Raw genomic sequence first — 22,183 nt, 5'->3', positions numbered from 1 at the left:
CCGGCCTACGGCGATGTGCTTTTGTAGGCCGGATAAGCGAAGCGCCATCCGGCACTCCCCTAGCTCCGACGAACCCGTCGTTGCGTATAAATCGCATCCATCACGAAAATCGCCAGCGCCACCCAGATAAACGCAAACGTGACCATTTTATCCGTTCCCGGAACTTCACCATAGAAGGTGACGGCCAGCAGGAACATCAGCGTAGGCCCGATATACTGGAAGAATCCCAGCGTGGACAGACGCAGGCGGGTTGCCGCGCCGGTAAAGCACAGAAGCGGAATGGTGGTCACGACACCCGCGGCAATCAGCAGCAGGTTGAGCGAGATGGGGTTTTGCCCCATATGGCTGGTTGAGCTGTCCGCAATGCCAAACAGATAGATGGCGGCGACAGGTAAAAGCCACAGGGTTTCGATCAGCATGCCGGTTTGTGCTTCGACGGCAATCTTCTTGCGCACCAGCCCATAGAACGCAAAGCTGAACGCCAGTCCCAGCGCGATTATTGGCAGCGATCCGAAGGTCCACAGCTGTACCAGCACGCCGCAGGCGGCTAACAGTACCGCCAGCCACTGCATGCGACGAAAGCGCTCACCGAGGAATAGCATTCCCAGCACAATATTCACCAGTGGGTTAATAAAATAGCCGAGGCTGGCTTCCAGCATATGGTGATTATTGACCGCCCAAATGAACAGCAGCCAGTTTCCGCCGATGAGCACTGCAGAGAGCGCCAGCAGGAAGATCTTCTTTGGCGTTTGTAGCAGCGTTTTGACGCCTGACCACTGGCGGCTGATGCTCATCAGTACCACCATAAAGAAAAATGACCAGATGACACGGTGCGTCAGGATCTCATCCGCCGGGACATAGTAAATCAGCTTGAAGTAGGCGGGAGCGATACCCCAAATAAAATAAGCAGCAAGAGCGAGTAGCACGCCCTGCCGCGTTTGTTTAGCATCCATCGGGAAAACTCATTGCAGAAATGTAACAGCAGTTTACCTTTTTTTAGGCACTTACCCCACCATATAAGTGGCGGTTGCGCTGGCAATATAAAGCTGTTCTTCGTTATGCAATTCCACGCGCGCAACAGCGACTTTATTACCCGCCCGCAGCAGGCTACTGGTGGCGGTAAAGCGATTCCCTCTTCCGGGGCGCAGATAATCAACACGCAAATCGATTGTACCCATGCGTGACATCCGCTGACGCAGTTCGTCCTCGCTGATCGTTTCATGGCGGGTCAGCGTACTCCCAACGCATACCAGCCCGGCGGCGACGTCCAGCGCCGAGGCGATCACGCCGCCATGCAGAATGCTTTGCGCCCAGTTGCCGACCATCATCGGTTGGTTATTAAAGGCTAATTGAGCAAATTCTTTCTCATAGCGTTCGAGCTCCAGTCCCAGCGCCCGGTTAAACGGCATATGATAGACAAACATTTCACCCACTAACTTCAGCGCTTCCTCAGCAGTAAGTACGGCAGACATACGATCCCTACATCTTGGTGGTTAATGAAATGTTGATATTATGCTTATTATTTGTTGTTTTCTACTTTAGGACGGGATAACTAACGAGGAACTAGCTAAGTATGTAGAATACTTGCCAGATAATTATACAATTCATCAATATTTTGGTTCAGGAGAACATTACCGATGCGGGCGATTCTGGGATGGTTACTACCAGCAATTATGCTGCCGTTGACCGCTTATGCGCAGGAAGCGACAGTGAAAGAGATTCATGATGCACCGGCGGTTCGTGGCAGTATTATCGCCAATATGCTGCAGGAACATGACAACCCTTTCACGCTTTATCCTTATGACACCAACTATCTTATTTACACCAATACCAGCGACATGAACAAAGAGGCGATCAGCAGTTATAGCTGGTCCGAAAATGCGCGCAAAGATGAAGTTAAGTTTCAGCTAAGCCTGGCGTTTCCGCTCTGGCGCGGGATATTAGGCCCAAACTCGGTACTTGGCGGTTCCTATACCCAGAAGTCCTGGTGGCAGCTTTCGAACAGTGAAGAGTCTTCACCGTTTCGCGAAACCAACTACGAACCGCAATTGTTCCTCGGTTTCGCCACCGACTATCGCTTTGCCGGTTGGACGCTTCGTGATGTCGAAATGGGTTATAACCATGACTCCAACGGCCGTTCCGATCCCACGTCACGTAGCTGGAACCGTCTTTATACCCGTCTGATGGCTGAAAATGGTAACTGGCTGGTGGAAGTTAAGCCGTGGTACGTGATTGGTAGCACCGACGATAACCCTGATATCACTAAATACATGGGCTACTATCAGCTGAAAATGGGGTATCACCTGGGTGACGCGGTTATCAGCGTGAAAGGCCAGTACAACTGGAATACCGGCTACGGCGGCGCAGAGCTGGGGGCCAGTTACCCCATCACGAAGCATGTGCGTCTATACACTCAGGTCTACAGTGGTTACGGTGAATCGCTGATTGACTACAACTTCAATCAGACGCGTGTCGGTGTGGGCGTGATGCTCAACGATATCTTCTGATAAGTATTGAGAGTATTTTAATCATTGCAGTTTCTCTCTCAGGCGCTGAAAATAGCGCCTGTTTTTATTTCGGGCGAATGGGGTTAATGTGGCGCAGGCGGAAGTGTTGAATCTGGAAATGGGCGCTAAACAGGTTTTGCAGGAAACCTTTGGCTACCAACAGTTTCGCCCCGGTCAGGAAGAAATCATTGATACCGTGCTCTCTGGTCGCGACTGCCTGGTCGTTATGCCGACCGGCGGCGGTAAATCCCTGTGCTATCAAATTCCCGCATTATTGCTAAACGGACTCACCGTTGTTGTTTCCCCGCTGATTTCCCTGATGAAAGATCAGGTCGATCAACTGCTAGCCAACGGCGTGGCGGCGGCGTGCCTGAATTCTACTCAAAGTCGTGAACAACAGCTTGAGGTGATGGCGGGCTGTCGCAGCGGGCAGATTCGCTTACTGTATATTGCGCCCGAACGCCTGATGCTGGATAACTTCCTTGAGCATCTGGCGCACTGGAATCCGGTGCTGCTGGCGGTTGATGAAGCGCACTGTATTTCGCAGTGGGGGCATGATTTCCGCCCCGAGTACGCTGCGCTGGGCCAGTTACGTCAGCGTTTCCCGACGCTGCCGTTCGTAGCGCTGACCGCGACCGCGGATGAGACAACCCGGCTGGACATTGTGCGTCTGCTGGGACTGAACGATCCGTTAATTCAGATCAGCAGCTTTGACCGCCCGAACATTCGCTACATGCTGATGGAGAAGTTTAAGCCGCTCGATCAGCTGATGCGCTACGTGCAAGAGCAGCGCGGTAAGTCTGGCATTATCTATTGTAACAGTCGCGCCAAAGTCGAAGACACCGCCGCGCGTCTGCAAAGCCGTGGCATCAGCGCCGGGGCTTATCATGCCGGGCTGGAAAACGCCGTACGCGCCGAGGTGCAGGAGAAATTCCAGCGTGATGACCTGCAAATCGTAGTGGCGACCGTGGCGTTCGGTATGGGGATCAACAAACCGAACGTACGCTTCGTGGTGCATTTCGATATTCCGCGCAATATCGAATCCTATTACCAGGAAACCGGCCGCGCCGGGCGTGATGGCCTGCCCGCGGAAGCGATGCTGTTTTACGATCCGGCTGATATGGCATGGCTACGCCGTTGCCTCGAAGAGAAACCCGCTGGGCAACTACTGGATATCGAACGGCATAAGCTCAATGCGATGGGGGCGTTTGCCGAGGCGCAAACCTGTCGTCGTCTTGTGCTGCTGAACTATTTTGGCGAAGGGCGTCAGGAGCCGTGTGGTAACTGCGATATCTGTCTTGACCCGCCAAAACAGTATGATGGACTCATGGATGCGCGCAAAGCGCTGTCGACGATTTACCGTGTTAACCAACGCTTCGGCATGGGGTATGTCGTGGAAGTGTTGCGCGGAGCGAATAACCAGCGTATTCGCGAACTGGCTCATGACAAACTGCCGGTCTATGGCATTGGTCGCGAGCAAAGCCACGAACACTGGGTGAGCGTTATTCGCCAGCTTATTCACCTGGGCCTGGTGACGCAGAATATTGCTCATCACTCCGCGTTACAGCTAACCGAAGCCGCGCGTCCGGTGTTGCGCGGTGACGTTGCGTTACAGCTTGCTGTACCGCGTATTGTGGCGCTGAAACCGCGTGCGATGCAGAAATCCTTCGGTGGTAACTACGACCGCAAACTGTTCGCCAAATTGCGTAAGCTGCGTAAAGCCATTGCCGACGAAGAGAACATCCCGCCGTACGTGGTGTTCAACGACGCCACGCTGATTGAAATGGCCGAACAGATGCCGGTTTCAGCGAGCGAAATGCTGAGCGTCAACGGTGTGGGGATGCGTAAACTTGAGCGTTTCGGTAAAGAGTTTATGGCGCTTATTCGCGCACACGTTGATGGTGACGACGAAGAGTAGTCAGCCGGGCAAAAAAGTGCCAGGATGGTGACTCACTGAACTATTCCCCCGAGTCATTTTTATGTTAACGCTATTTTTCACCGTTGCGTTGGTGCATATCGTTGCGCTGATGAGCCCCGGTCCCGATTTCTTTTTTGTTTCTCAAACTGCGGTTAGCCGTTCGCGCAAAGAAGCTATGATGGGCGTGCTGGGCATTACCTGCGGCGTCATGGTCTGGGCTGGCGTGGCACTGCTCGGCCTGCATCTGATTATCGAAAAAATGGCCTGGCTGCATACCATTATTATGGTAGGCGGGGGGCTGTATCTGTGCTGGATGGGTTATCAGATGCTGCGCGGCGCGTTTAAAAAACAGGATGTTGCCGCGCCCACTCCGCAGGTGGAGCTGGCGCAGAGCGGACGCAGCTTTTTGAAAGGTCTGCTGACCAACCTGGCGAACCCTAAAGCCATTATCTATTTTGGCTCCGTCTTCTCATTGTTCGTTGGCGACAACGTGGGAACGGGCGCGCGTTGGGGGATCTTTGCTCTGATTATCGTGGAAACGTTGGCGTGGTTTACCGTGGTCGCCAGCCTGTTTGCGCTCCCGAAAATGCGTCGTGGCTATCAGCGTCTGGCGAAGTGGATTGATGGTTTTGCCGGCGCGCTGTTCGCAGGCTTCGGTATCCATCTGATTATTTCGCGCTAAGTTTGTTGCCCGCCTGGGAGTCCCAGGCGGTATGCGGCTTATTGCGCAAGCTTCTGTAGCTCATCCTTCGAAAGGCCGGTCATTTCCATAATCGCGTCGGTATCAAGACCTCGCTTGAGCATCGCTTTTGCTACATCAGTAAGGGCAATGCGCCTCCCTTCTTCACGGCCTATCTGCTTTAGTTGATCCGCCATTGTCATCAGTTTTTCTCCATGCTGCGGCACCCGCTGTGCCAGCTTATACAATAATGTCTGAACATCTTGTGTATTCCCTGCTTGCACCATGTAGTTTACCAGCACGGTTATTTGTTGTCCGCTCATCTTCTCCAGCATAAACAGGCGGGTAAGTTTATCCAGCAACTGCGCCATGTCGCGCTGGCGAATGTGTTTTTGTACTAATGTCAGCGCTGCCATACTGCGATGCTGCATGATCTCATCATCTGGAATAACCGTCACATCCACCAACGGAAATGGTGTGCTGTAAAGTTGAAGGGCGGTTCCAGAATCCTCAAAGTGATCCAGCCAGTTCATTGAGCCTTGCCATGGGCTTTGCTTGCCATGGTAAAAGAGCACTGGAATAACCAGCGGCAGAGTGTCGTTTCCAGCCTCAAGATGACGCTGCATCGCTGCGATAGCGTAGCGCATCAGGCGAAATGACATGTGCTTATCCGGTGAGCTTTGATGCTCAATGAGCACATGTACATAGCCATGTCCGCTGGTGGTTTCCAGTGAGTAGAGAATATCGCTGAAATAGGGACGCAGATCGTCCTCCACAAAACTGCCTGATTCCAGACGGAGCGTTTCCAGTTTGCATATTTTGATTAACGAGGGAGGAAGATGAAGTTCGATAAAGTCCCGCGCGGTTTCCACGCGGGAGAGGAAGGTTTTAAATACTGCGTCATGTGGTGTTGTTACTTCCGCCATCGTTAATCATCCGTGAGTGGTGAATATGGCAGCATTCTGGCATTAGCAATCAACGTCTAACAGTACAGGATAAAAGGCTTTTCTCCCTTTGCGGCGAAGTACGAAAAGCCATGTTCAGAGGCTCTTACAGATAGCATTTCATTGCGAGCGACGTTCCATTTGCTAGGCATGCCTTGCCGATGCCAGCAGGGCGCCTATCAGCATAAACAGCGAGCCAAACACTTTGTTGAGCGCCTTCATTTGCTTTGGCCCTTTAATCCAGCCAGCAATGCGCGTGGCCAACGTCGCGTAACCGATCATCACAATGATATCGACCACGATGGTCGTGACGCCAAGCACCACGTACTGCATCAACTGCGGTTCCTGCGGCAGGATGAACTGCGGGAACAGAGCGGCAAGAAAAACTATGCTCTTGGGATTGGTCAGATTAACAAAGACCGCGCGTTTGAACAGCCGGCTGCGCGATTGCGTATTCGCCATGGTATTCAGATCGATAGCACCCGCCGCGCGCCATTGCTGAATACCCAGCCAAATCAGATAGGCCGCTCCCGCCCACTTCAGCACCTCAAATGCGATCACCGAACGTGAAAATAGCGTTCCCAGTCCTACGCCAACCAGAACGATATGAATACCCAACCCGGTCTGCAAACCCGCAATCGACGCGCTGGCACCGCGATATCCGTGGCTGATGGCGGTGGTCATGGTATTGATAGCGCCAGAGCCTGGGGACAAGCTCAAAATAATAGAGGTCAGCAGGTAGGCGAACCACCATTCAAAGGTCATGAGAAACTCCCGGATTGTCTATTTTTATGCCACAATACGCTACTGCCGTTAGGTTGTGTCAGTGACGGCGAAAAAAACGATTTTACTTGGTCAGCGAGGCTGGATACCCGATGTTTCAGCAGCAAAAAGACTGGGAAACAAGAGAAAACGCGTTTGCTGCTTTTTCCATGGGGCCACTGACAGATTTCTGGCGTCAGCGGGAAGAAGCGGAATTTACGGGCGTGGATGATATTCCCGTACATTTTGTTCGTTTTCATGCAGAAAAAAACGATCGCGTCATCGTCGTCTGTCCTGGACGCATTGAAAGCTACGTGAAATACGCTGAACTGGCGTATGACCTGTTTCATTCTGGTTTTGACGTTCTCATTATCGATCACCGTGGCCAGGGGCGTTCCGGGCGTATGCTTTCGGATCCGCACCGCGGTCATGTCGATAACTTTAATGATTATGTCGACGATCTAACCGCCTTCTGGCAGCAGGAAGTGCTACCCGGCCCGTGGAGAAAACGCTATATCCTGGCGCATTCAATGGGCGGGGCGATTGCCACGTTATTCCTGCAACGCCACCCGAATCAGTGTGATGCCATCGCGCTTTGCGCACCGATGTTTGGTATTGTGATGCGCTTTCCCGACTGGATGGTGCGCCATATACTGGACTGGGCCGAAGGGCATCCGCGGATCCGCGAAGGCTATGCGATGGGAACCGGGCGCTGGCGGGCGCTGCCGTTCGGTATGAATGCGTTAACCCATAGTCGACAGCGCTATCGGCGCAATCTGCGCTTTTATGCTGATGAGCCGCGGTTGCGCGTTGGCGGTCCCACCTATCACTGGGTACGTGAAGGGATTCTGGCTGGCGAACAGGTTTTGGCTGGCGCCGGGGATGATGCGACGCCGACGCTGCTGATTCAGGCTGAAGAAGAGCGTGTGGTAGATAACCGCATGCACGATCGTTTTTGTGAACTCCGCGCCGCAGCAGGCCATCCTGTAGAAGGGGGGCAGCCGCTTGTCATCAAAGGCGCGTACCATGAGATCCTTTTTGAAAAGGACGCCATGCGCTCAGTCGCGCTTAACGCTATTGTCGAATTTTTCGACAAGCATAACTCATCCAGCGGAACCCGCTTTGCCTAGAGGTTGAATTTTCTTATGTATCAGGTTGTTGCGTCTGATTTAGACGGTACGCTGCTTTCTCCCGACCATACTCTGTCCCCTTATGCCAAAGAGACGCTGAAGTTATTGACCGCTCGCGGCGTTAACTTCGTGTTTGCGACTGGCCGTCATCATGTTGATGTGGGGCAAATTCGCGATAACCTCGGCATTAAAACCTACATGATCACGTCCAACGGCGCGCGCGTGCATGATTCTGACGGGAATCTGGTGTTTTCCCATAACCTGGATCGCGATATTGCCAGCGACCTGTTTGGCGTAGTGAATGCAAACCCGGACATCGTGACCAACGTATATCGTGATGATGAGTGGTTTATGAATCGCCATCGTCCGGACGAAATGCGTTTCTTCAAAGAAGCGGTGTTTAACTATTCACTGTTTGAACCTGCATTACTGGAGCCTGAGGGCGTCAGCAAAGTGTTCTTCACCACCGACTCTCACGAAAGGCTACTGCCGCTGGAGCAGGCGATCAACGCCCGCTGGGGCGATCGCGTCAACGTCAGCTTCTCTACGCTTACCTGTCTGGAAGTCATGGCTGGCGGCGTATCGAAAGGTCATGCGCTGGAAGCGGTAGCAAAAGCGATGGGCTACAGCCTGAAAGACTGCATCGCCTTTGGCGATGGGATGAACGATGCGGAAATGCTCTCCATGGCAGGTAAAGGCTGCATCATGGGCAACGCCCACCAGCGCCTGAAGGATCTGCACCCGGAACTGGAAGTCATTGGTCTTAATGCCGACGATGCCGTGCCACACTATCTGCGTGAACTGTTTTTGCAGTAACCTTCTGTTCGTTAGCTGACCAGTTGTCAACTAAAAACTCCGCTACAATGGGTGTACCTTTTGTTAAGAGACATCCATTGTGGCGTTACTCATCATTACCACAATTCTGTGGGCCTTTTCCTTTAGCCTGTTTGGCGAGTACCTTGCCGGTCATGTCGATAGCTATTTTGCGGTGCTGGTGCGCGTTGGGCTGGCGGCGTTGGTGTTCCTGCCGTTTCTACGTACTCGTGGGCACAGCGTAAAAACGATCGGGCTGTATATGCTGGTGGGGGCCATGCAGCTTGGCATTATGTACATGCTGAGTTTTCACGCCTATCTGTACCTGACGGTTTCAGAACTGCTGCTCTTTACCGTGCTGACGCCGCTCTACATTACGCTGATTTATGATCTGATGAGCGGACGTCGTCTGCGCTGGAGTTACGCCTTTAGTGCGTTACTGGCGGTGATTGGCGCGGGGATCATTCGTTACGATCAGGTGACCAGCCACTTCTGGACCGGTCTGCTGCTGGTGCAGTTGTCCAATATCAGCTTTGCCATTGGTATGGTGGGCTATAAACGTCTGATGGAGACGCGGCCAATGCCGCAGCACAACGCCTTTGCCTGGTTTTATATGGGCGCCTTTATGGTGGCTGTCGTGGCCTGGTTCATGCTGGGCAATGCGCAGAAAATGCCTGCAACCACGCTACAGTGGGGAATTCTGGTCTTTCTTGGCGTGGCGGCGTCCGGCATTGGTTACTTTATGTGGAACTACGGCGCGACCCAGGTGGATGCGGGCACGCTGGGCATCATGAACAATATGCATGTCCCTGCCGGACTGCTGGTTAACCTGGCTATCTGGCATCAACAACCTCACTGGCCAAGCTTCATCATTGGTGCGGCTGTGATAGTGGCTTCACTGTGGGTACATCGAAAGTGGGTCGTTCCGCACTCCGTACAAACGGTAGGTGATCGCAGGCGTGATTCCGCGCTGAGCGAATAAACGCTTCTGTGACCGGCTGTCGCTGCTCGCCATCACGCACGGCGGCGTACAGTCGGCTCCACAATCCATCACCCAGGGTTTTGGTCACTACCAGGCCCTGGCGTTCAAAACTCTCCACCACCCAGTGCGGTAATGCCGCGATACCCATTCTGGCTGCAACCATCTGAATCAGCAGCAAGGTGTTATCCACGCTTTTCAGCGACGGACTAACGCCTGCAGGCTGCAGGAAATGCCGCCATACATCCAGTCGAGTCCGCTGTACCGGGTAAATGAGCAGCGTCTCGCTGGCCAAATCTTCCGGTGTGATTTGTGTTTTGCTGGCCAACGGATGGTCAGGCGCCAGTACCAGGCGGACTTCAAAATCAAACATCGGTGAGTAGTGCAATCCGCTGCGCGGCAGGATGTCGGAGGTTAACACCAGATCCAGCTCATCCTGCTGTAGCGCTGGTTGCGGATCGAACGTCACGCCGGATTTAAAGTCCATCTCCACCTGCGGCCAGTTGGCACGAAAATTCTCCAGCGCGGGCGTCAGCCATTGAATACAACTGTGACATTCAATCGCGATTCGCAGCCGGGTTTGCTGCGGTTCGTTGCAGGCCTGCAGCGCACGACCAATTTGCGGCAACACCTGATTGGCTAACTGCAGCAGGATTTCTCCCTGCGGCGTAAAGCGCAGAGGCTGGCTTTTACGGATAAAAAGTCGAAAGCCAAGGCGCTGCTCCAGATCGCTGAACTGGTGAGAAAGGGCGGATTGGGTCTGATGCAACGTCGCCGCTGCGGCTGCCAGAGAACCACTATTCCGCAACGCCTGGAGCGTTTTCAGGTGTTTAATCTCGATCATGAAAGTCCTTCACTTCGGCATGAACAAATTGCGCTTGAGGAATATACAGTAACCGCCAATTATGGATGTGTAAACATCTGGACGGCTAAAATCCTTCGTCTTTTAAATTTATGGTGCGTTGGCTTCGTTTCCCCACCCCAGTCACTTACTTCAGTAAGCTCCTGGGGATGAGTAAACTTGCCGCCTTCCCTAAATTCAAAATCCATAGGATTTACATATAATTAGAGGAAGAAAAATGACAATATTGAATCACACCCTCGGTTTCCCTCGCGTTGGCCTGCGTCGCGAGTTGAAGAAAGCGCAAGAAAGCTACTGGGCGGGAAATTCTTCCCGTGAAGATTTGCTGACCGTTGGCCGCGAGCTGCGTGCCCGCCACTGGGATCAGCAGAAGCAGGCGGGCGTTGACCTGCTGCCGGTGGGTGATTTTGCCTGGTACGATCACGTGCTGACTACCAGCCTGCTGCTCGGCAACGTTCCGGCTCGCCATCAAAATAAAGACGGCTCGGTCGATATCGATACCTTATTCCGCATTGGCCGTGGCCGCGCACCAACGGGTGAACCCGCGGCGGCGGCAGAAATGACCAAATGGTTTAACACCAACTATCACTACATGGTGCCAGAGTTCACTAAAGGTCAGCAGTTTAAACTGACCTGGACCCAACTGCTGGATGAAGTGGACGAAGCGCTGGCGCTCGGTCACAAGGTGAAGCCTGTGCTGCTGGGGCCGGTAACCTACCTTTGGTTGGGTAAAGTGAAAGGCGAACAGTTTGACCGCCTGAGCCTGTTGAACGACATTCTGCCGGTTTACCAGCAGGTGCTGGGCGAGCTGGCGAAACGCGGTATTGAGTGGGTGCAAATTGATGAACCCGCGCTGGTACTGGAGCTGCCGCAAGCGTGGCTGGACGCCTTCAAACCTGCTTATGACGTGCTGACGGGTCAGGTGAAGCTGCTACTGACCACTTACTTCGAAGGCGTAACGCCAAACCTGGATACCATTACCGCCCTGCCGGTACAGGGGCTGCACGTTGACTTCGTGCACGGCAAAGATGATGCAGCCGAGCTGCACACGCGTCTGCCAGCCGACTGGCTGCTGTCAGCGGGGCTGGTGAACGGCCGCAACGTCTGGCGTGCCGATCTCAGCGAAAAATACGCACAAATCAAAGATATCGTCGGGAAACGTAACCTGTGGGTGGCTTCTTCCTGCTCCCTGCTGCATAGCCCAATCGATCTCAGTGTGGAAACCCGCCTTGATGCAGAAGTGAAGATCTGGTTTGCCTTCGCGTTGCAAAAGTGCGGCGAGCTGGCGCTGCTGCGCGATGCGTTGAATAGCGGTGATACGGCAGCAATTGTCGAGTGGAGCGCACCGATTCAGGCTCGTCGTCACTCTACCCGCGTACACAACGCCACAGTGGAAAAACGTCTGGCGGCAATCACCGCCCAGGACAGCCAGCGCGCTAACGCTTATCCGGTTCGTGCCGAGGCGCAACGTGCCCGCTTTAATCTGCCGGCATGGCCGACTACGACTATCGGTTCATTCCCGCAAACCACAGAAATTCGCGGCCTGCGCCTGGACTTCAAAAAGGGCAACCTGGATGCTGGTAACTATCGCACTGGAATTGCGGAACATATTAAACAGGCGATTGTTGAACAGGAACGTCTTGGTCTCGACGTGCTGGTACACGGTGAAGCCGAGCGTAATGACATGGTCGAATACTTTGGCGAACACCTGGACGGCTTCGTCTTTACCCAGAACGGTTGGGTGCAGAGCTACGGCTCTCGCTGCGTGAAGCCGCCGGTGGTGATTGGCGACGTCAGCCGCCCGGAAGCGATCACCGTGGAGTGGGCGAAATATGCCCAGTCGCTGACCGACAAACCGGTAAAAGGCATGCTGACCGGTCCGGTGACCATTCTCTGCTGGTCATTCCCGCGTGAAGACGTGACGCGTGAAACCATCGCGAAGCAGATCGCGCTGGCGCTGCGTGATGAAGTGGCGGATCTGGAAGCGGCGGGTATCGGCATCATCCAGATTGATGAACCGGCACTGCGCGAAGGTTTACCACTGCGTCGCAGCGACTGGGCGGCGTATCTGGAGTGGGGAGTGGAGGCCTTCCGCATTAACGCGGCGGTAGCGAAGGATGAAACCCAGATCCACACCCACATGTGTTATTGCGAGTTCAACGACATCATGGACTCCATTGCGGCGCTGGATGCGGACGTGATCACCATTGAAACCTCGCGCTCTGATATGGAGTTGCTGGAATCGTTTGAAGAGTTCGACTATCCGAATGAAATCGGGCCGGGTGTATACGATATTCACTCGCCGAACGTTCCGAGCGTGGAGTGGATTGAAGCCCTGTTGAAGAAAGCCGAGCAGCGCATTCCAGCAGAACGTCTGTGGGTGAACCCGGACTGCGGCCTGAAAACCCGCGGCTGGCCGGAAACCCGTGCCGCGCTGGCGAACATGGTCAAAGCGGCGCAGAATCTGCGTCAGGCGTAATTCGGTGCCCGGGAAGCGCTGGTGCTTACCCGGGTTACAGGAAATCGCAATAGTTGTAGGCCCGGTCAGGCGTCGCTGCCACCGGGCAATTAACGTTTATTTCTTCCCACCGTATTGCACGAACCACTCCAGCATTCTCTGCCAACCGTCTTTCGCGGACTCTTCGTGATAGCTCGGGCGATAATCGGCGTTGAACGCATGTCCGGCATCGGGATAGACCACGATTTCCGCTTTAGCATTGGCGGCGCGTAGCGCCTGGCGCATTGTTTCAACGGTATCTTGCGGAATGCTGGTGTCCTGGCCGCCATAAAGCCCCAAAACGGGGGCGTTAAGATCGGTTGCGATATCAACGGGATGTTTTGGCGAGTTGAGGGTTTTGTCACCCACCAGTTTGCCATACCACGCCACGGCCGCTTTTAACTGCGGATTATGTGCGGCATACAGCCAGGTGATGCGTCCACCCCAGCAAAATCCGGTGATCATCAACTGGTGCGCATCTCCTCCGTTGCGGGAGGCCCAGCTAGCGACGTGGTCCAGATCGGCCAGTACCTGAGAGTCAGGCACTTTGGCGACAAGGCCACTAAGCAGCGTAGGGATATCGGCAAAGTCATTGGGATCGCCTTCGCGAAAATAGAGTTCTGGTGCGATAGCCAGATACCCTTCCAGAGCCAGACGACGGCAAACGTCACGAATGTGCTCATGAATACCAAAAATCTCCTGCACGACAATGACTACGGGCAGCAGGCCATCAGTCTGTTTTGGTCGTGCGTGATACGCTGGCATATCATCGCCTTGTGAAGGTATGGACGTTACACCGGCGATAATTGCATTATCCGGGGTGTGAACCGTGGTAGACGTCGGTGGAGATACAGCAGGTGCAAAGCCAGATTGTCGTGTTGTCATGGTATTCTCCGTACCCTTAAATATTCAGCAAAAAAGCGCATTGTTAACTATAGACACATGCAACGAACCACATTGCCTTAAACGGTCTATCTTTTGTGCAGGGCTTACTTATATCGCATCGTTTATGTGATAAAGATCACTATTTAATGGTAATCGAATGCAATTGATTTACATCATAGTGATGACTGTCACGAAAATATGTTTATGCCTTCGGTAAAGTGTGTTTTTGCTTCTTCTGACAAAACCGATTCACAGAGGAGTTTTTATGTCTAAGTCTGATGTTTTTCATCTCGGCCTCACTAAGAACGATTTACAAGGGGCTACGCTTGCTATCGTCCCTGGCGACCCGGAGCGTGTGGAAAAGATCGCCGCGCTGATGGATAAGCCGGTTAAGCTGGCATCTCATCGCGAGTTCACCACCTGGCGTGCTGAGCTGGATGGTAAAGCCGTGATCGTTTGCTCTACCGGTATCGGCGGCCCGTCCACCTCTATTGCCGTAGAAGAACTGGCACAGCTGGGCATTCGTACCTTCCTGCGTATCGGTACGACTGGCGCTATCCAGCCGCATATCAACGTGGGTGATGTACTGGTTACCACTGCATCTGTTCGTCTGGACGGTGCAAGCCTACACTTCGCACCAATGGAATTCCCGGCTGTTGCGGACTTCGAGTGCACCACCGCGCTGGTGGAAGCGGCGAAATCTATCGGCGCCACCACTCACGTGGGTGTTACTGCGTCTTCTGACACCTTCTACCCAGGCCAGGAGCGTTATGACACCTTCTCTGGTCGCGTCGTGAGCCGTTTCAAAGGCTCAATGGAAGAGTGGCAGTCTATGGGCGTCATGAACTACGAAATGGAATCTGCTACGCTGCTGACCATGTGCGCAAGCCAGGGTCTGCGTGCCGGTATGGTCGCAGGTGTTATCGTGAACCGTACTCAGCAAGAGATCCCTAATGCGGAAACGATGAAACAAACGGAAAGCCACGCGGTGAAAATCGTGGTAGAAGCCGCGCGTCGTTTACTGTAATTCTCCCTTCTATTCAAAAAGGCCGACGCGTTCGGCCTTTTTATTTTGCGTAGTGCCTCGCAGGAAATTCCTTTTAAACTGGACGTTTATACAGCACAATTCTATTTTGAGCGGGTAAGTCGTTGCTGTAAGGGGGCGTTGTGGATATTTCAATTATGATGAGTGCCATATTGGCGTTAGCCGCAGGGCTACTGGTAGGGTGGCTGGCGACGAAAGCACGCGCCGATCAAATCCGTGCCGACCTCATCGAAGAGCGACGTGAACTGGATATTGCGCTAAGCGCCGCTCGCCAGCAGCTCTCGCAGGAAGCTCACTGGCGTGATGAGTGCGAACTACTCAATAACGAATTACGCAGTCTGCACAGTATCAACACCTCTCTGGAAGCCGATCTCCGTGAAGTCACTACCCGGCTGGAAGCAACGCAACAGCATGCGGAAGATAAAATCCGCCAGATGATCAACAGCGAACAGCGTCTGAGCGAACAGTTTGAAAATCTGGCGAATCGTATTTTTGAGCACAGCAACCGCCGTGTTGATGAGCAAAATCGCCAAAGTCTGAACAGCCTGCTTGCGCCGCTTCGTGAACAACTGGACGGTTTTCGTCGCCAGGTTCAGGATAGCTTTGGTAAAGAGGCACAAGAACGCCATACCCTGGCACACGAAATTCGTAATCTCCAGCAACTGAATGCGCAGATGGCGCAGGAAGCGGTAAACCTGACGCGGGCATTAAAAGGCGATAACAAAACGCAGGGTAACTGGGGAGAGGTCGTACTCACGCGGGTACTCGAAGCCTCTGGTCTGCGTGAAGGTTATGAATATGAAACCCAGGTCAGCATCGAAAACGACGCCCGTTCGCGAATGCAGCCTGATGTCATCGTTCGGCTACCGCAGGGTAAAGATGTGGTGATCGATGCGAAAATGACGCTGGTCGCCTATGAGCGCTATTTTAACGCAGAAGACGAATACACCCGCGAAAGTGCATTGCAGGAGCACATCGCCTCGGTGCGCAACCATATTCGACTACTGGGGCGCAAAGATTATCAGCAGCTTCCTGGGCTGCGTACGCTTGACTATGTGTTGATGTTTATCCCCGTTGAGCCCGCTTTTTTGCTGGCGCTCGACAGACAGCCCGAACTGATTACCGAAGCGCTTAGAAATAACATTATGCTGGTGAGCCCTACCACGCTGTTGGTGGCATTGCGCACGATCGCCAACCTGTGGCGCTACGAGCATCAGAGTCGTAATGCGCAACAAATTGCCGATCGGGCCAGCAAACTTTATGACAAGATGCGGTTGTTTGTGGATGATATGTCGGCAATAGGTCAAAGCCTGGACAAAGCCCAGGACAACTACCGACAGGCGATGAAAAAACTCTCTTCCGGTCGTGGAAACGTCCTGTCGCAGGCAGAAGCGTTTCGTAGTTTAGGCGTGGAAATTAAGCGCGAGATTAATCCTGAGCTGGCTGAACAAGCTACTACACAGGATGAAGAATACCGCTTGCGCTCGGTCCCTGAGACGCAACAAGATGCATCTTACCACGATGATGAAGCGGTAAATCAGCAATCAAACTAGTCCATTTGGGGTAGTTGAACCCGGCAGAAGGGTAGGGCAAATTGGCCCAATCTGTTACACTTCTCGAACATTTTTTGGATGAGCAGGCACTGAGATGGTGGATAATTCACAAGAAACGACGCACTTTGGCTTTCAGACCGTCGCTAAAGAGCAGAAAGCTGACATGGTGGCCCACGTTTTTCATTCTGTGGCGTCTAAATATGACGTTATGAATGACTTAATGTCATTTGGCATTCATCGTTTGTGGAAACGCTTCACCATTGATTGCAGTGGCGTGCGTCGCGGGCAAACCGTTCTCGATTTAGCAGGCGGTACCGGCGATCTGACGGCGAAATTCTCTCGCATGGTTGGTGAAACCGGCAAAGTTGTGCTGGCGGATATCAATGACTCAATGCTCAAAATGGGTCGCGAAAAGCTGCGTAATATTGGCGTGGTAGGTAACGTTGAGTACGTTCAGGCGAATGCGGAAGCATTACCTTTCCCTGACAACACGTTTGACTGCATCACCATCTCTTTCGGTCTGCGCAACGTAACGGATAAAGACAAAGCATTACGCTCCATGTACCGCGTATTGAAGCCAGGCGGACGTCTACTGGTGCTGGAATTCTCCAAACCCATCATCGAACCGTTGAGCAAAGCCTACGACGCATACTCTTTCCATGTTCTGCCGCGCATAGGTTCAATGGTAGCAAGCGATGCGGACAGCTACCGTTATTTGGCGGAGTCCATCCGTATGCATCCCGATCAGGACACCTTAAAAGCAATGATGCAAGATGCCGGGTTCGAAAGCGTTGATTACTACAACCTGACAGCAGGTGTCGTTGCGCTGCATCGTGGTTACAAGTTCTGACAGGAGAGTGGGGATGCCTTTAAAACCCTTAGTAACCGCAGGCGTTGAAAATCTGCTCAACACCTTTCTGTACCGTTCTCCTGCGCTGAAGTCAGCCCGAACGCGTTTACAGGGTAAGGTGCTGCGTGTTGATCTCAAAGGATTTTCAACACCGTTAGTCCTGGTATTTAGCGAGCGCCAGGTCGATGTGCTGGGGGCATGGGAAGGCGAAGCCGATTGCACCGTAATCACATATGCCAGTGTGTTACCGAAATTGCGTGATCGACAGCAACTCACCACGCTTATCCGCAGCGGTGAGCTGGAAGTCCAGGGCGATATCCAGGTAGTACAGAACTTTGTTGCGCTGGCCGATCTGGCGGAGTTGGATCCTGCAGAACTGTTAGCACCCTATACCGGCGATATCGTCGCGGAAGGGGTCAGCAAAGTCTTGCGTGGTGGAGCGAAGTTCCTGTGCCATAACTTTCAGCGCCAGCAGCGCTATGTCGCCGAAGCGATCACTGAAGAGTGGCGCATGGCTCCTGGTCCACTAGAGGTTGCATGGTTTGCTGAAGAAACGGCAGCCGTTGAGCGCGCGGTTGAATCTCTGGCCAAACGGCTGGAAAAACTGGAGGCCAAATGACGCCAGGTGAAGTACGGCGCCTTTATTTCATCATTCGCACTTTTTTAAGCTACGGTCTTGATGAACTCATCCCCAAAATGCGAATCACGCTGCCGCTTCGGTTGTGGCGTTACTCGTTGTTCTGGATGCCCAACCGACATAAAGACAAACCGCTGGGAGAAAGGCTGAGACTGGCTTTACAGGAACTCGGCCCGGTGTGGATCAAGTTTGGGCAAATGCTCTCTACCCGTCGTGACCTTTTCCCTCCGCACATCGCCGATCAGCTTGCGCTATTGCAGGATCGGGTTGCCCCGTTCGATGGCCTTAGAGCGAAAAAACAAATCGAAGAGGCCATGGGCGGGCTGCCCGTTGAGGAATGGTTTGATGATTTTGAAATCACGCCACTGGCATCTGCGTCTGTTGCTCAGGTCCACACTGCGCGGTTGAAATCGAATGGCAAAGAGGTGGTGATCAAAGTTATTCGCCCGGACATACTTCCGGTCATCAAAGCGGATTTAAAACTGATCTACCGCCTGGCTCGTTGGGTTCCTCGTCTGCTGCCAGATGGGCGTCGCCTGCGACCAACAGAAGTCGTCCGTGAATATGAAAAAACGTTGATCGATGAACTGAATCTGCTGCGCGAATCGGCGAACGCCATTCAGCTACGACGTAATTTTGAAGATAGTCCGATGCTGTACATCCCGGAAGTGTATTCCGACTACTGCAGTCAGAACATGATGGTGATGGAGCGCATTTATGGTATCCCGGTTTCAGATGTCACCACGCTTGAGAAGAACGGCACCAATATGAAACTGTTGGCCGAGCGTGGTGTTCAGGTCTTCTTTACTCAGGTATTCCGCGACAGCTTTTTCCATGCGGATATGCATCCCGGGAACATTTTTGTCAGTTATGAGCACCCTGAAAACCCGAAATACATTGGTATTGATTGTGGGATTGTGGGCTCTTTAAACAAAGAAGATAAGCGTTACCTGGCTGAAAACTTCATTGCGTTCTTTAACCGCGATTACCGCAAAGTTGCTGAACTGCACGTAGATTCTGGTTGGGTTCCACCGGATACCAACGTGGAAGAGTTTGAATTTGCCATTCGTACCGTGTGCGAGCCGATTTTTGAAAAGCCGCTGGCGGAGATTTCCTTTGGTCACGTGCTGTTGAATCTGTTCAACACTGCGCGCCGCTTCAATATGGAAGTTCAGCCTCAACTGGTATTGCTCCAGAAGACGCTGCTGTACGTTGAAGGTGTCGGACGACAACTCTACCCGCAGTTAGATTTGTGGAAAACGGCTAAGCCATTCCTCGAATCCTGGATTAAAGATCAGGTCGGTATTCCGGCGCTCGTTAGGGCATTTAAAGAAAAAGCACCGTTCTGGGTCGAAAAAATGCCAGAAATACCTGAACTGGTGTATGACAGTTTGCGCCAGGGCAAATATTTACAGCACAGTGTTGATAAGATTGCCCGCGAGCTTCACGCGAATCATGTACGCCAGGGACAATCCCGTTATTTATTGGGCATTGGCGCAACATTGTTGCTAAGTGGAACATTCCTGCTGGTAAGCCGCCCTGAGTGGGGGCTTATGCCGGGCTGGTTAATGGCGGGAGGCGTCATAGCCTGGTTGATCGGCTGGCGCAAAATGCGCTGAATTTTTCATCGCCCAAGGCAGGTCGTGTAACGTATACTACGGCCTTATTAATTCATCATCTATGACAGAGGAACATGTATGGGTGGTATCAGTATTTGGCAGTTGTTGATCATTGCCGTCATCGTTGTACTGCTATTTGGCACCAAGAAACTCGGCTCCATCGGTTCCGATCTTGGCGCGTCGATCAAAGGCTTCAAAAAAGCGATGGGTGATGATGAGCCTAAGCAAGATAAAACCAGCCAGGACGCTGATTTTACTGCTAAATCCATCACCGATAAGCAGGGTGAAGTGAAAAAGGAAGACGCCAAAAGCCAAGATAAAGAGCAGGTATAATCCGTGTTTGATATCGGTTTTAGCGAACTGTTATTGGTGTTCGTGATCGGCCTCATTGTTCTGGGGCCGCAACGATTACCTGTAGCGGTAAAAACGGTTGCTGGCTGGGTTCGCGCTTTGCGTTCCCTTGCAACTACTGTTCAGAATGAACTGACCCAGGAGCTTAAGCTTCAGGAGTTTCAGGACAGCCTGAAGAAAGTAGAGAAAGCGAGCCTGACAAATCTGACCCCGGAGCTGAAAGCGTCAATGGATGAGCTGCGTGAAGCGGCGGAATCGATGAAGCGTTCTTACAGCGTGCACGATCCTGAGAAAGCGAGCGATGAAGCGCACACTATCCATAATCCGGTGGTGAAAGAAGGTGAAGCGCAGCGAGAAGGGGTAACCCCTGCCGCCGCTGAAAACCAGGCCAGTTCGCCGGAGCAAAAACCGGAATCCACGGGTGCTAAAACGCCAGAGCAGACGGAAAACACTTCCGCCACGTTGATGGATGCAGAAAAGAAAGCTGCCGCACCTGTTGTCGAATCCTCCCCCTCGTCGAGTGATAAACCGTAAACATGGCTGTAGAAGATACCCAACCGCTCATTACGCATCTTATCGAGCTGCGTAAGCGACTCCTGAACTGCATTATTGCGGTTATCGTGATCTTTCTGGCGTTGGTTTACTTTGCCAACGACATTTACCATATGGTTGCGGCACCGCTGATTAAACAGATGCCGCAGGGTGCAACGATGATCGCCACCGATGTGGCCTCACCGTTCTTTACCCCTATAAAGTTAACCTTCATGGTGTCGCTGATCCTGTCAGCGCCAGTGATCCTCTACCAGGTATGGGCATTTATTGCGCCTGCTTTGTACAAACATGAACGTCGCCTGGTTGTGCCGCTGCTGGTCTCCAGCTCGTTGTTGTTCTACATCGGCATGGCATTCGCCTATTTTGTCGTCTTCCCGTTGGCGTTTGGTTTTCTGGCTAACACGGCTCCGCAAGGCGTGCAGGTATCGACGGACATTGCCAGCTATCTCAGCTTCGTAATGGCGCTATTTATGGCTTTCGGTGTCTCTTTTGAGGTCCCTGTCGCCATTGTGCTGCTATGCTGGATGGGCATTACGACACCTGAAGATTTACGTAAGAAACGACCTTACGTTGTGGTGGGAGCATTCGTCGTCGGGATGTTACTGACCCCGCCAGATGTCTTCTCGCAAACGTTGTTGGCGATACCGATGTACTGCCTGTTTGAAGTGGGCGTTTTCTTCTCTCGTTTCTATGTCGGTAAGCGACGTACGCGAGATGAGGACAACGAGGCTGAAGAAGCAAAAGAAGCCGAAGCCACCGAGAAAACAGAAGAGTAAATTCAACCGCCCGTCAGGGCGGTTGTCATATGGGAGGTAGCATGTTTGATATTGGCGTTAATTTAACCAGTTCACAATTTGCGAAAGACAGGGATGATGTTGTGGCGCGCGCCTTTGCTGCGGGCGTAAACGGTATGCTTCTGACCGGAACAAACCTGCACGAAAGCCAGCAGGCGCTGAAGTTGGCGCAACATTATCCGCATTGCTGGTCCACGGCTGGCGTGCACCCGCATGACAGTAGCCAATGGCAATCCTCAACGGAAGACGAGATTATCGCGCTGGCAAACCAGTCTGAGGTGGTCGCTATTGGCGAGTGCGGTCTGGATTTCAATCGCAATTTCTCCACGCCACAGGAGCAGGAACGTGCTTTTGAGGCACAACTGCGCATTGCCGCTGAACTGCAGATGCCGGTTTTCATGCATTGTCGGGATGCCCATGAGCGTTTTCTGACGTTGCTGGAGCCGTGGCTGGATAGTCTCCCGGGCGCGGTGCTGCACTGTTTTACCGGAACGCGGCAGGAGATGCAGGATTGTGTGGACCGAGGGCTTTATATTGGTATTACCGGCTGGGTCTGTGATGAGCGCCGTGGGATGGAACTGCGGGAACTGCTGCCGTTTATTCCGGTAGAAAGACTACTGATCGAAACCGATGCGCCTTACCTACTTCCTCGCGACTTAACGCCTAAACCGACGTCACGGCGCAATGAACCGGCGCACCTGCCACATATTCTTGAGCGTATTGCCCACTGGCGCGGAGAAGATCCTCAATGGCTGTCAGCAACCATTGATGCTAACGTCCGAACGTTGTTCGAAGTGACCTTCTAA

The 22,183-nt window shown here is 52.9% G+C and carries 22 protein-coding genes; 16 read left to right on the top strand and 6 right to left on the bottom strand.

All coding sequences use genetic code 11. The features are described 5' to 3' along the window. Positions 1-59: 59 nt before the first annotated feature. Positions 60-953, bottom strand: a complete 894-nt coding sequence (gene rarD / locus JQN59_RS23535; RefSeq protein ID WP_048215218.1) for an EamA family transporter RarD — start codon at positions 951-953, stop codon at positions 60-62. Between the two features lie 51 nt (positions 954-1,004). Next, positions 1,005-1,472, bottom strand: a complete 468-nt coding sequence (gene yigI / locus JQN59_RS23530; RefSeq protein ID WP_003017917.1) for an acyl-CoA thioesterase YigI — start codon at positions 1,470-1,472, stop codon at positions 1,005-1,007. Positions 1,473-1,637: 165 nt separating this feature from the next. On the opposite strand from yigI, the gene pldA reads away from it, so the two are divergent. From pldA to rhtC, 3 genes are all read left to right on the top strand, one after another. Then, on the top strand, positions 1,638-2,507 hold the full coding sequence (gene pldA, locus JQN59_RS23525) for a phospholipase A (protein ID WP_003828947.1): 870 nt from the start codon (positions 1,638-1,640) through the stop codon (positions 2,505-2,507). Between the two features lie 88 nt (positions 2,508-2,595). After that, complete coding sequence (gene recQ / locus JQN59_RS23520; protein WP_149608250.1) at positions 2,596-4,425, top strand: ATP-dependent DNA helicase RecQ; 1,830 nt, start codon at positions 2,596-2,598, stop codon at positions 4,423-4,425. 61 nt (positions 4,426-4,486) lie between these two features. After that, complete coding sequence (rhtC, locus tag JQN59_RS23515) at positions 4,487-5,107, top strand: threonine export protein RhtC (RefSeq protein ID WP_003828942.1); 621 nt, start codon at positions 4,487-4,489, stop codon at positions 5,105-5,107. A gap of 38 nt (positions 5,108-5,145) precedes the next feature. Here rhtC and JQN59_RS23510 read toward each other — a convergent pair whose 3' ends face one another. Next, complete coding sequence (locus JQN59_RS23510; RefSeq protein ID WP_008787090.1) at positions 5,146-6,030, bottom strand: Rpn family recombination-promoting nuclease/putative transposase; 885 nt, start codon at positions 6,028-6,030, stop codon at positions 5,146-5,148. Positions 6,031-6,192: 162 nt separating this feature from the next. Further along, positions 6,193-6,813, bottom strand: a complete 621-nt coding sequence (gene rhtB / locus JQN59_RS23505) for a homoserine/homoserine lactone efflux protein (protein ID WP_003828938.1) — start codon at positions 6,811-6,813, stop codon at positions 6,193-6,195. Positions 6,814-6,923: 110 nt separating this feature from the next. Between rhtB and pldB the strand changes: the two genes are divergently transcribed. The 3 genes from pldB to JQN59_RS23490 all read left to right on the top strand — a co-directional run bounded on the left by pldB (position 6,924) and on the right by JQN59_RS23490 (position 9,735). Then, the gene (gene pldB / locus JQN59_RS23500) at positions 6,924-7,940 is read left to right on the top strand and encodes a lysophospholipase L2 (protein WP_003017911.1); all 1,017 of its coding nucleotides are present in this window, start codon (positions 6,924-6,926) and stop codon (positions 7,938-7,940) included. 15 nt (positions 7,941-7,955) lie between these two features. Further along, positions 7,956-8,756, top strand: coding sequence for a sugar/pyridoxal phosphate phosphatase YigL (yigL, locus tag JQN59_RS23495; RefSeq protein ID WP_008787091.1), 801 nt, complete (start codon positions 7,956-7,958; stop codon positions 8,754-8,756). A 79-nt stretch (positions 8,757-8,835) separates the two neighbouring features. Then, entirely contained in the window at positions 8,836-9,735 is a 900-nt protein-coding gene (locus tag JQN59_RS23490; protein ID WP_008787092.1) for a carboxylate/amino acid/amine transporter, read from the top strand. Here the strand turns inward: JQN59_RS23490 and metR are convergent. Continuing rightward, entirely contained in the window at positions 9,623-10,576 is a 954-nt protein-coding gene (gene metR, locus JQN59_RS23485; RefSeq protein WP_071445972.1) for an HTH-type transcriptional regulator MetR, read from the bottom strand. The genes JQN59_RS23490 and metR overlap by 113 nt on opposite strands. Before the next feature lie 235 nt (positions 10,577-10,811). Here metR and metE point away from each other — a divergent pair, with 235 nt between their 5' ends. Beyond that, on the top strand, positions 10,812-13,073 hold the full coding sequence (gene metE / locus JQN59_RS23480) for a 5-methyltetrahydropteroyltriglutamate--homocysteine S-methyltransferase (RefSeq protein WP_149608249.1): 2,262 nt from the start codon (positions 10,812-10,814) through the stop codon (positions 13,071-13,073). A gap of 96 nt (positions 13,074-13,169) precedes the next feature. Here metE and JQN59_RS23475 read toward each other — a convergent pair whose 3' ends face one another. Continuing rightward, on the bottom strand, positions 13,170-13,976 hold the full coding sequence (locus JQN59_RS23475; protein ID WP_003828924.1) for a dienelactone hydrolase family protein: 807 nt from the start codon (positions 13,974-13,976) through the stop codon (positions 13,170-13,172). Positions 13,977-14,241: 265 nt separating this feature from the next. Here JQN59_RS23475 and udp point away from each other — a divergent pair, with 265 nt between their 5' ends. The 9 genes from udp (at position 14,242) to tatD (ending at position 22,183) form a co-directional block, all read left to right on the top strand. Further along, positions 14,242-15,003, top strand: coding sequence for a uridine phosphorylase (gene udp / locus JQN59_RS23470; RefSeq protein ID WP_003828923.1), 762 nt, complete (start codon positions 14,242-14,244; stop codon positions 15,001-15,003). Between the two features lie 140 nt (positions 15,004-15,143). Next, entirely contained in the window at positions 15,144-16,574 is a 1,431-nt protein-coding gene (gene rmuC / locus JQN59_RS23465; protein WP_149608248.1) for a DNA recombination protein RmuC, read from the top strand. A gap of 94 nt (positions 16,575-16,668) precedes the next feature. Further along, positions 16,669-17,424 carry a bifunctional demethylmenaquinone methyltransferase/2-methoxy-6-polyprenyl-1,4-benzoquinol methylase UbiE gene (ubiE, locus tag JQN59_RS23460; protein ID WP_003017897.1) on the top strand — a complete coding sequence of 252 codons (756 nt, stop codon included), beginning with the start codon at positions 16,669-16,671 and terminating at the stop codon, positions 17,422-17,424. Positions 17,425-17,437: 13 nt separating this feature from the next. Continuing rightward, positions 17,438-18,043 carry a ubiquinone biosynthesis protein UbiJ gene (gene ubiJ, locus JQN59_RS23455; RefSeq protein WP_003828918.1) on the top strand — a complete coding sequence of 202 codons (606 nt, stop codon included), beginning with the start codon at positions 17,438-17,440 and terminating at the stop codon, positions 18,041-18,043. Next, positions 18,040-19,680: a ubiquinone biosynthesis regulatory protein kinase UbiB gene (gene ubiB / locus JQN59_RS23450; protein WP_003828916.1), complete on the top strand. Its 1,641-nt coding sequence runs from the start codon at positions 18,040-18,042 to the stop codon at positions 19,678-19,680. Before ubiJ ends, ubiB begins: the two co-directional genes overlap by 4 nt. 78 nt (positions 19,681-19,758) lie before the next feature. Then, the gene (tatA, locus tag JQN59_RS23445) at positions 19,759-20,013 is read left to right on the top strand and encodes a Sec-independent protein translocase subunit TatA (RefSeq protein ID WP_003017888.1); all 255 of its coding nucleotides are present in this window, start codon (positions 19,759-19,761) and stop codon (positions 20,011-20,013) included. A gap of 3 nt (positions 20,014-20,016) precedes the next feature. Continuing rightward, complete coding sequence (gene tatB / locus JQN59_RS23440) at positions 20,017-20,565, top strand: Sec-independent protein translocase protein TatB (RefSeq protein ID WP_048227528.1); 549 nt, start codon at positions 20,017-20,019, stop codon at positions 20,563-20,565. A 2-nt stretch (positions 20,566-20,567) separates the two neighbouring features. Next, entirely contained in the window at positions 20,568-21,359 is a 792-nt protein-coding gene (tatC, locus tag JQN59_RS23435; RefSeq protein WP_003828911.1) for a Sec-independent protein translocase subunit TatC, read from the top strand. Between the two features lie 41 nt (positions 21,360-21,400). Next, positions 21,401-22,183 carry a 3'-5' ssDNA/RNA exonuclease TatD gene (tatD, locus tag JQN59_RS23430; protein WP_032945714.1) on the top strand — a complete coding sequence of 261 codons (783 nt, stop codon included), beginning with the start codon at positions 21,401-21,403 and terminating at the stop codon, positions 22,181-22,183.

This window comes from Citrobacter sp. B72 (assembly GCF_016894305.1).
In the GTDB taxonomy this organism is placed as follows: domain Bacteria; phylum Pseudomonadota; class Gammaproteobacteria; order Enterobacterales; family Enterobacteriaceae; genus Citrobacter; species Citrobacter portucalensis.
This window is presented reverse-complemented; position numbering and strand designations above follow the sequence as displayed.

Coding starts and splice junctions, on each gene's coding strand:
- metE (WP_149608249.1), top strand. CDS start 10,812: ATGACAATATTGAATCACACCCTCGGTTTCCCTCGCGTTGGCCTGCGT.
- tatD (WP_032945714.1), top strand. CDS start 21,401: ATGTTTGATATTGGCGTTAATTTAACCAGTTCACAATTTGCGAAAGAC.
- tatA (WP_003017888.1), top strand. CDS start 19,759: ATGGGTGGTATCAGTATTTGGCAGTTGTTGATCATTGCCGTCATCGTT.
- ubiE (WP_003017897.1), top strand. CDS start 16,669: ATGGTGGATAATTCACAAGAAACGACGCACTTTGGCTTTCAGACCGTC.
- JQN59_RS23510 (WP_008787090.1), bottom strand. CDS start 6,030: ATGGCGGAAGTAACAACACCACATGACGCAGTATTTAAAACCTTCCTC.
- rarD (WP_048215218.1), bottom strand. CDS start 953: ATGGATGCTAAACAAACGCGGCAGGGCGTGCTACTCGCTCTTGCTGCT.
- ubiJ (WP_003828918.1), top strand. CDS start 17,438: ATGCCTTTAAAACCCTTAGTAACCGCAGGCGTTGAAAATCTGCTCAAC.
- metR (WP_071445972.1), bottom strand. CDS start 10,576: ATGATCGAGATTAAACACCTGAAAACGCTCCAGGCGTTGCGGAATAGT.
- rhtB (WP_003828938.1), bottom strand. CDS start 6,813: ATGACCTTTGAATGGTGGTTCGCCTACCTGCTGACCTCTATTATTTTG.
- pldB (WP_003017911.1), top strand. CDS start 6,924: ATGTTTCAGCAGCAAAAAGACTGGGAAACAAGAGAAAACGCGTTTGCT.
- rhtC (WP_003828942.1), top strand. CDS start 4,487: ATGTTAACGCTATTTTTCACCGTTGCGTTGGTGCATATCGTTGCGCTG.
- ubiB (WP_003828916.1), top strand. CDS start 18,040: ATGACGCCAGGTGAAGTACGGCGCCTTTATTTCATCATTCGCACTTTT.
- yigI (WP_003017917.1), bottom strand. CDS start 1,472: ATGTCTGCCGTACTTACTGCTGAGGAAGCGCTGAAGTTAGTGGGTGAA.
- tatC (WP_003828911.1), top strand. CDS start 20,568: ATGGCTGTAGAAGATACCCAACCGCTCATTACGCATCTTATCGAGCTG.
- yigL (WP_008787091.1), top strand. CDS start 7,956: ATGTATCAGGTTGTTGCGTCTGATTTAGACGGTACGCTGCTTTCTCCC.
- JQN59_RS23475 (WP_003828924.1), bottom strand. CDS start 13,976: ATGACAACACGACAATCTGGCTTTGCACCTGCTGTATCTCCACCGACG.
- udp (WP_003828923.1), top strand. CDS start 14,242: ATGTCTAAGTCTGATGTTTTTCATCTCGGCCTCACTAAGAACGATTTA.
- pldA (WP_003828947.1), top strand. CDS start 1,638: ATGCGGGCGATTCTGGGATGGTTACTACCAGCAATTATGCTGCCGTTG.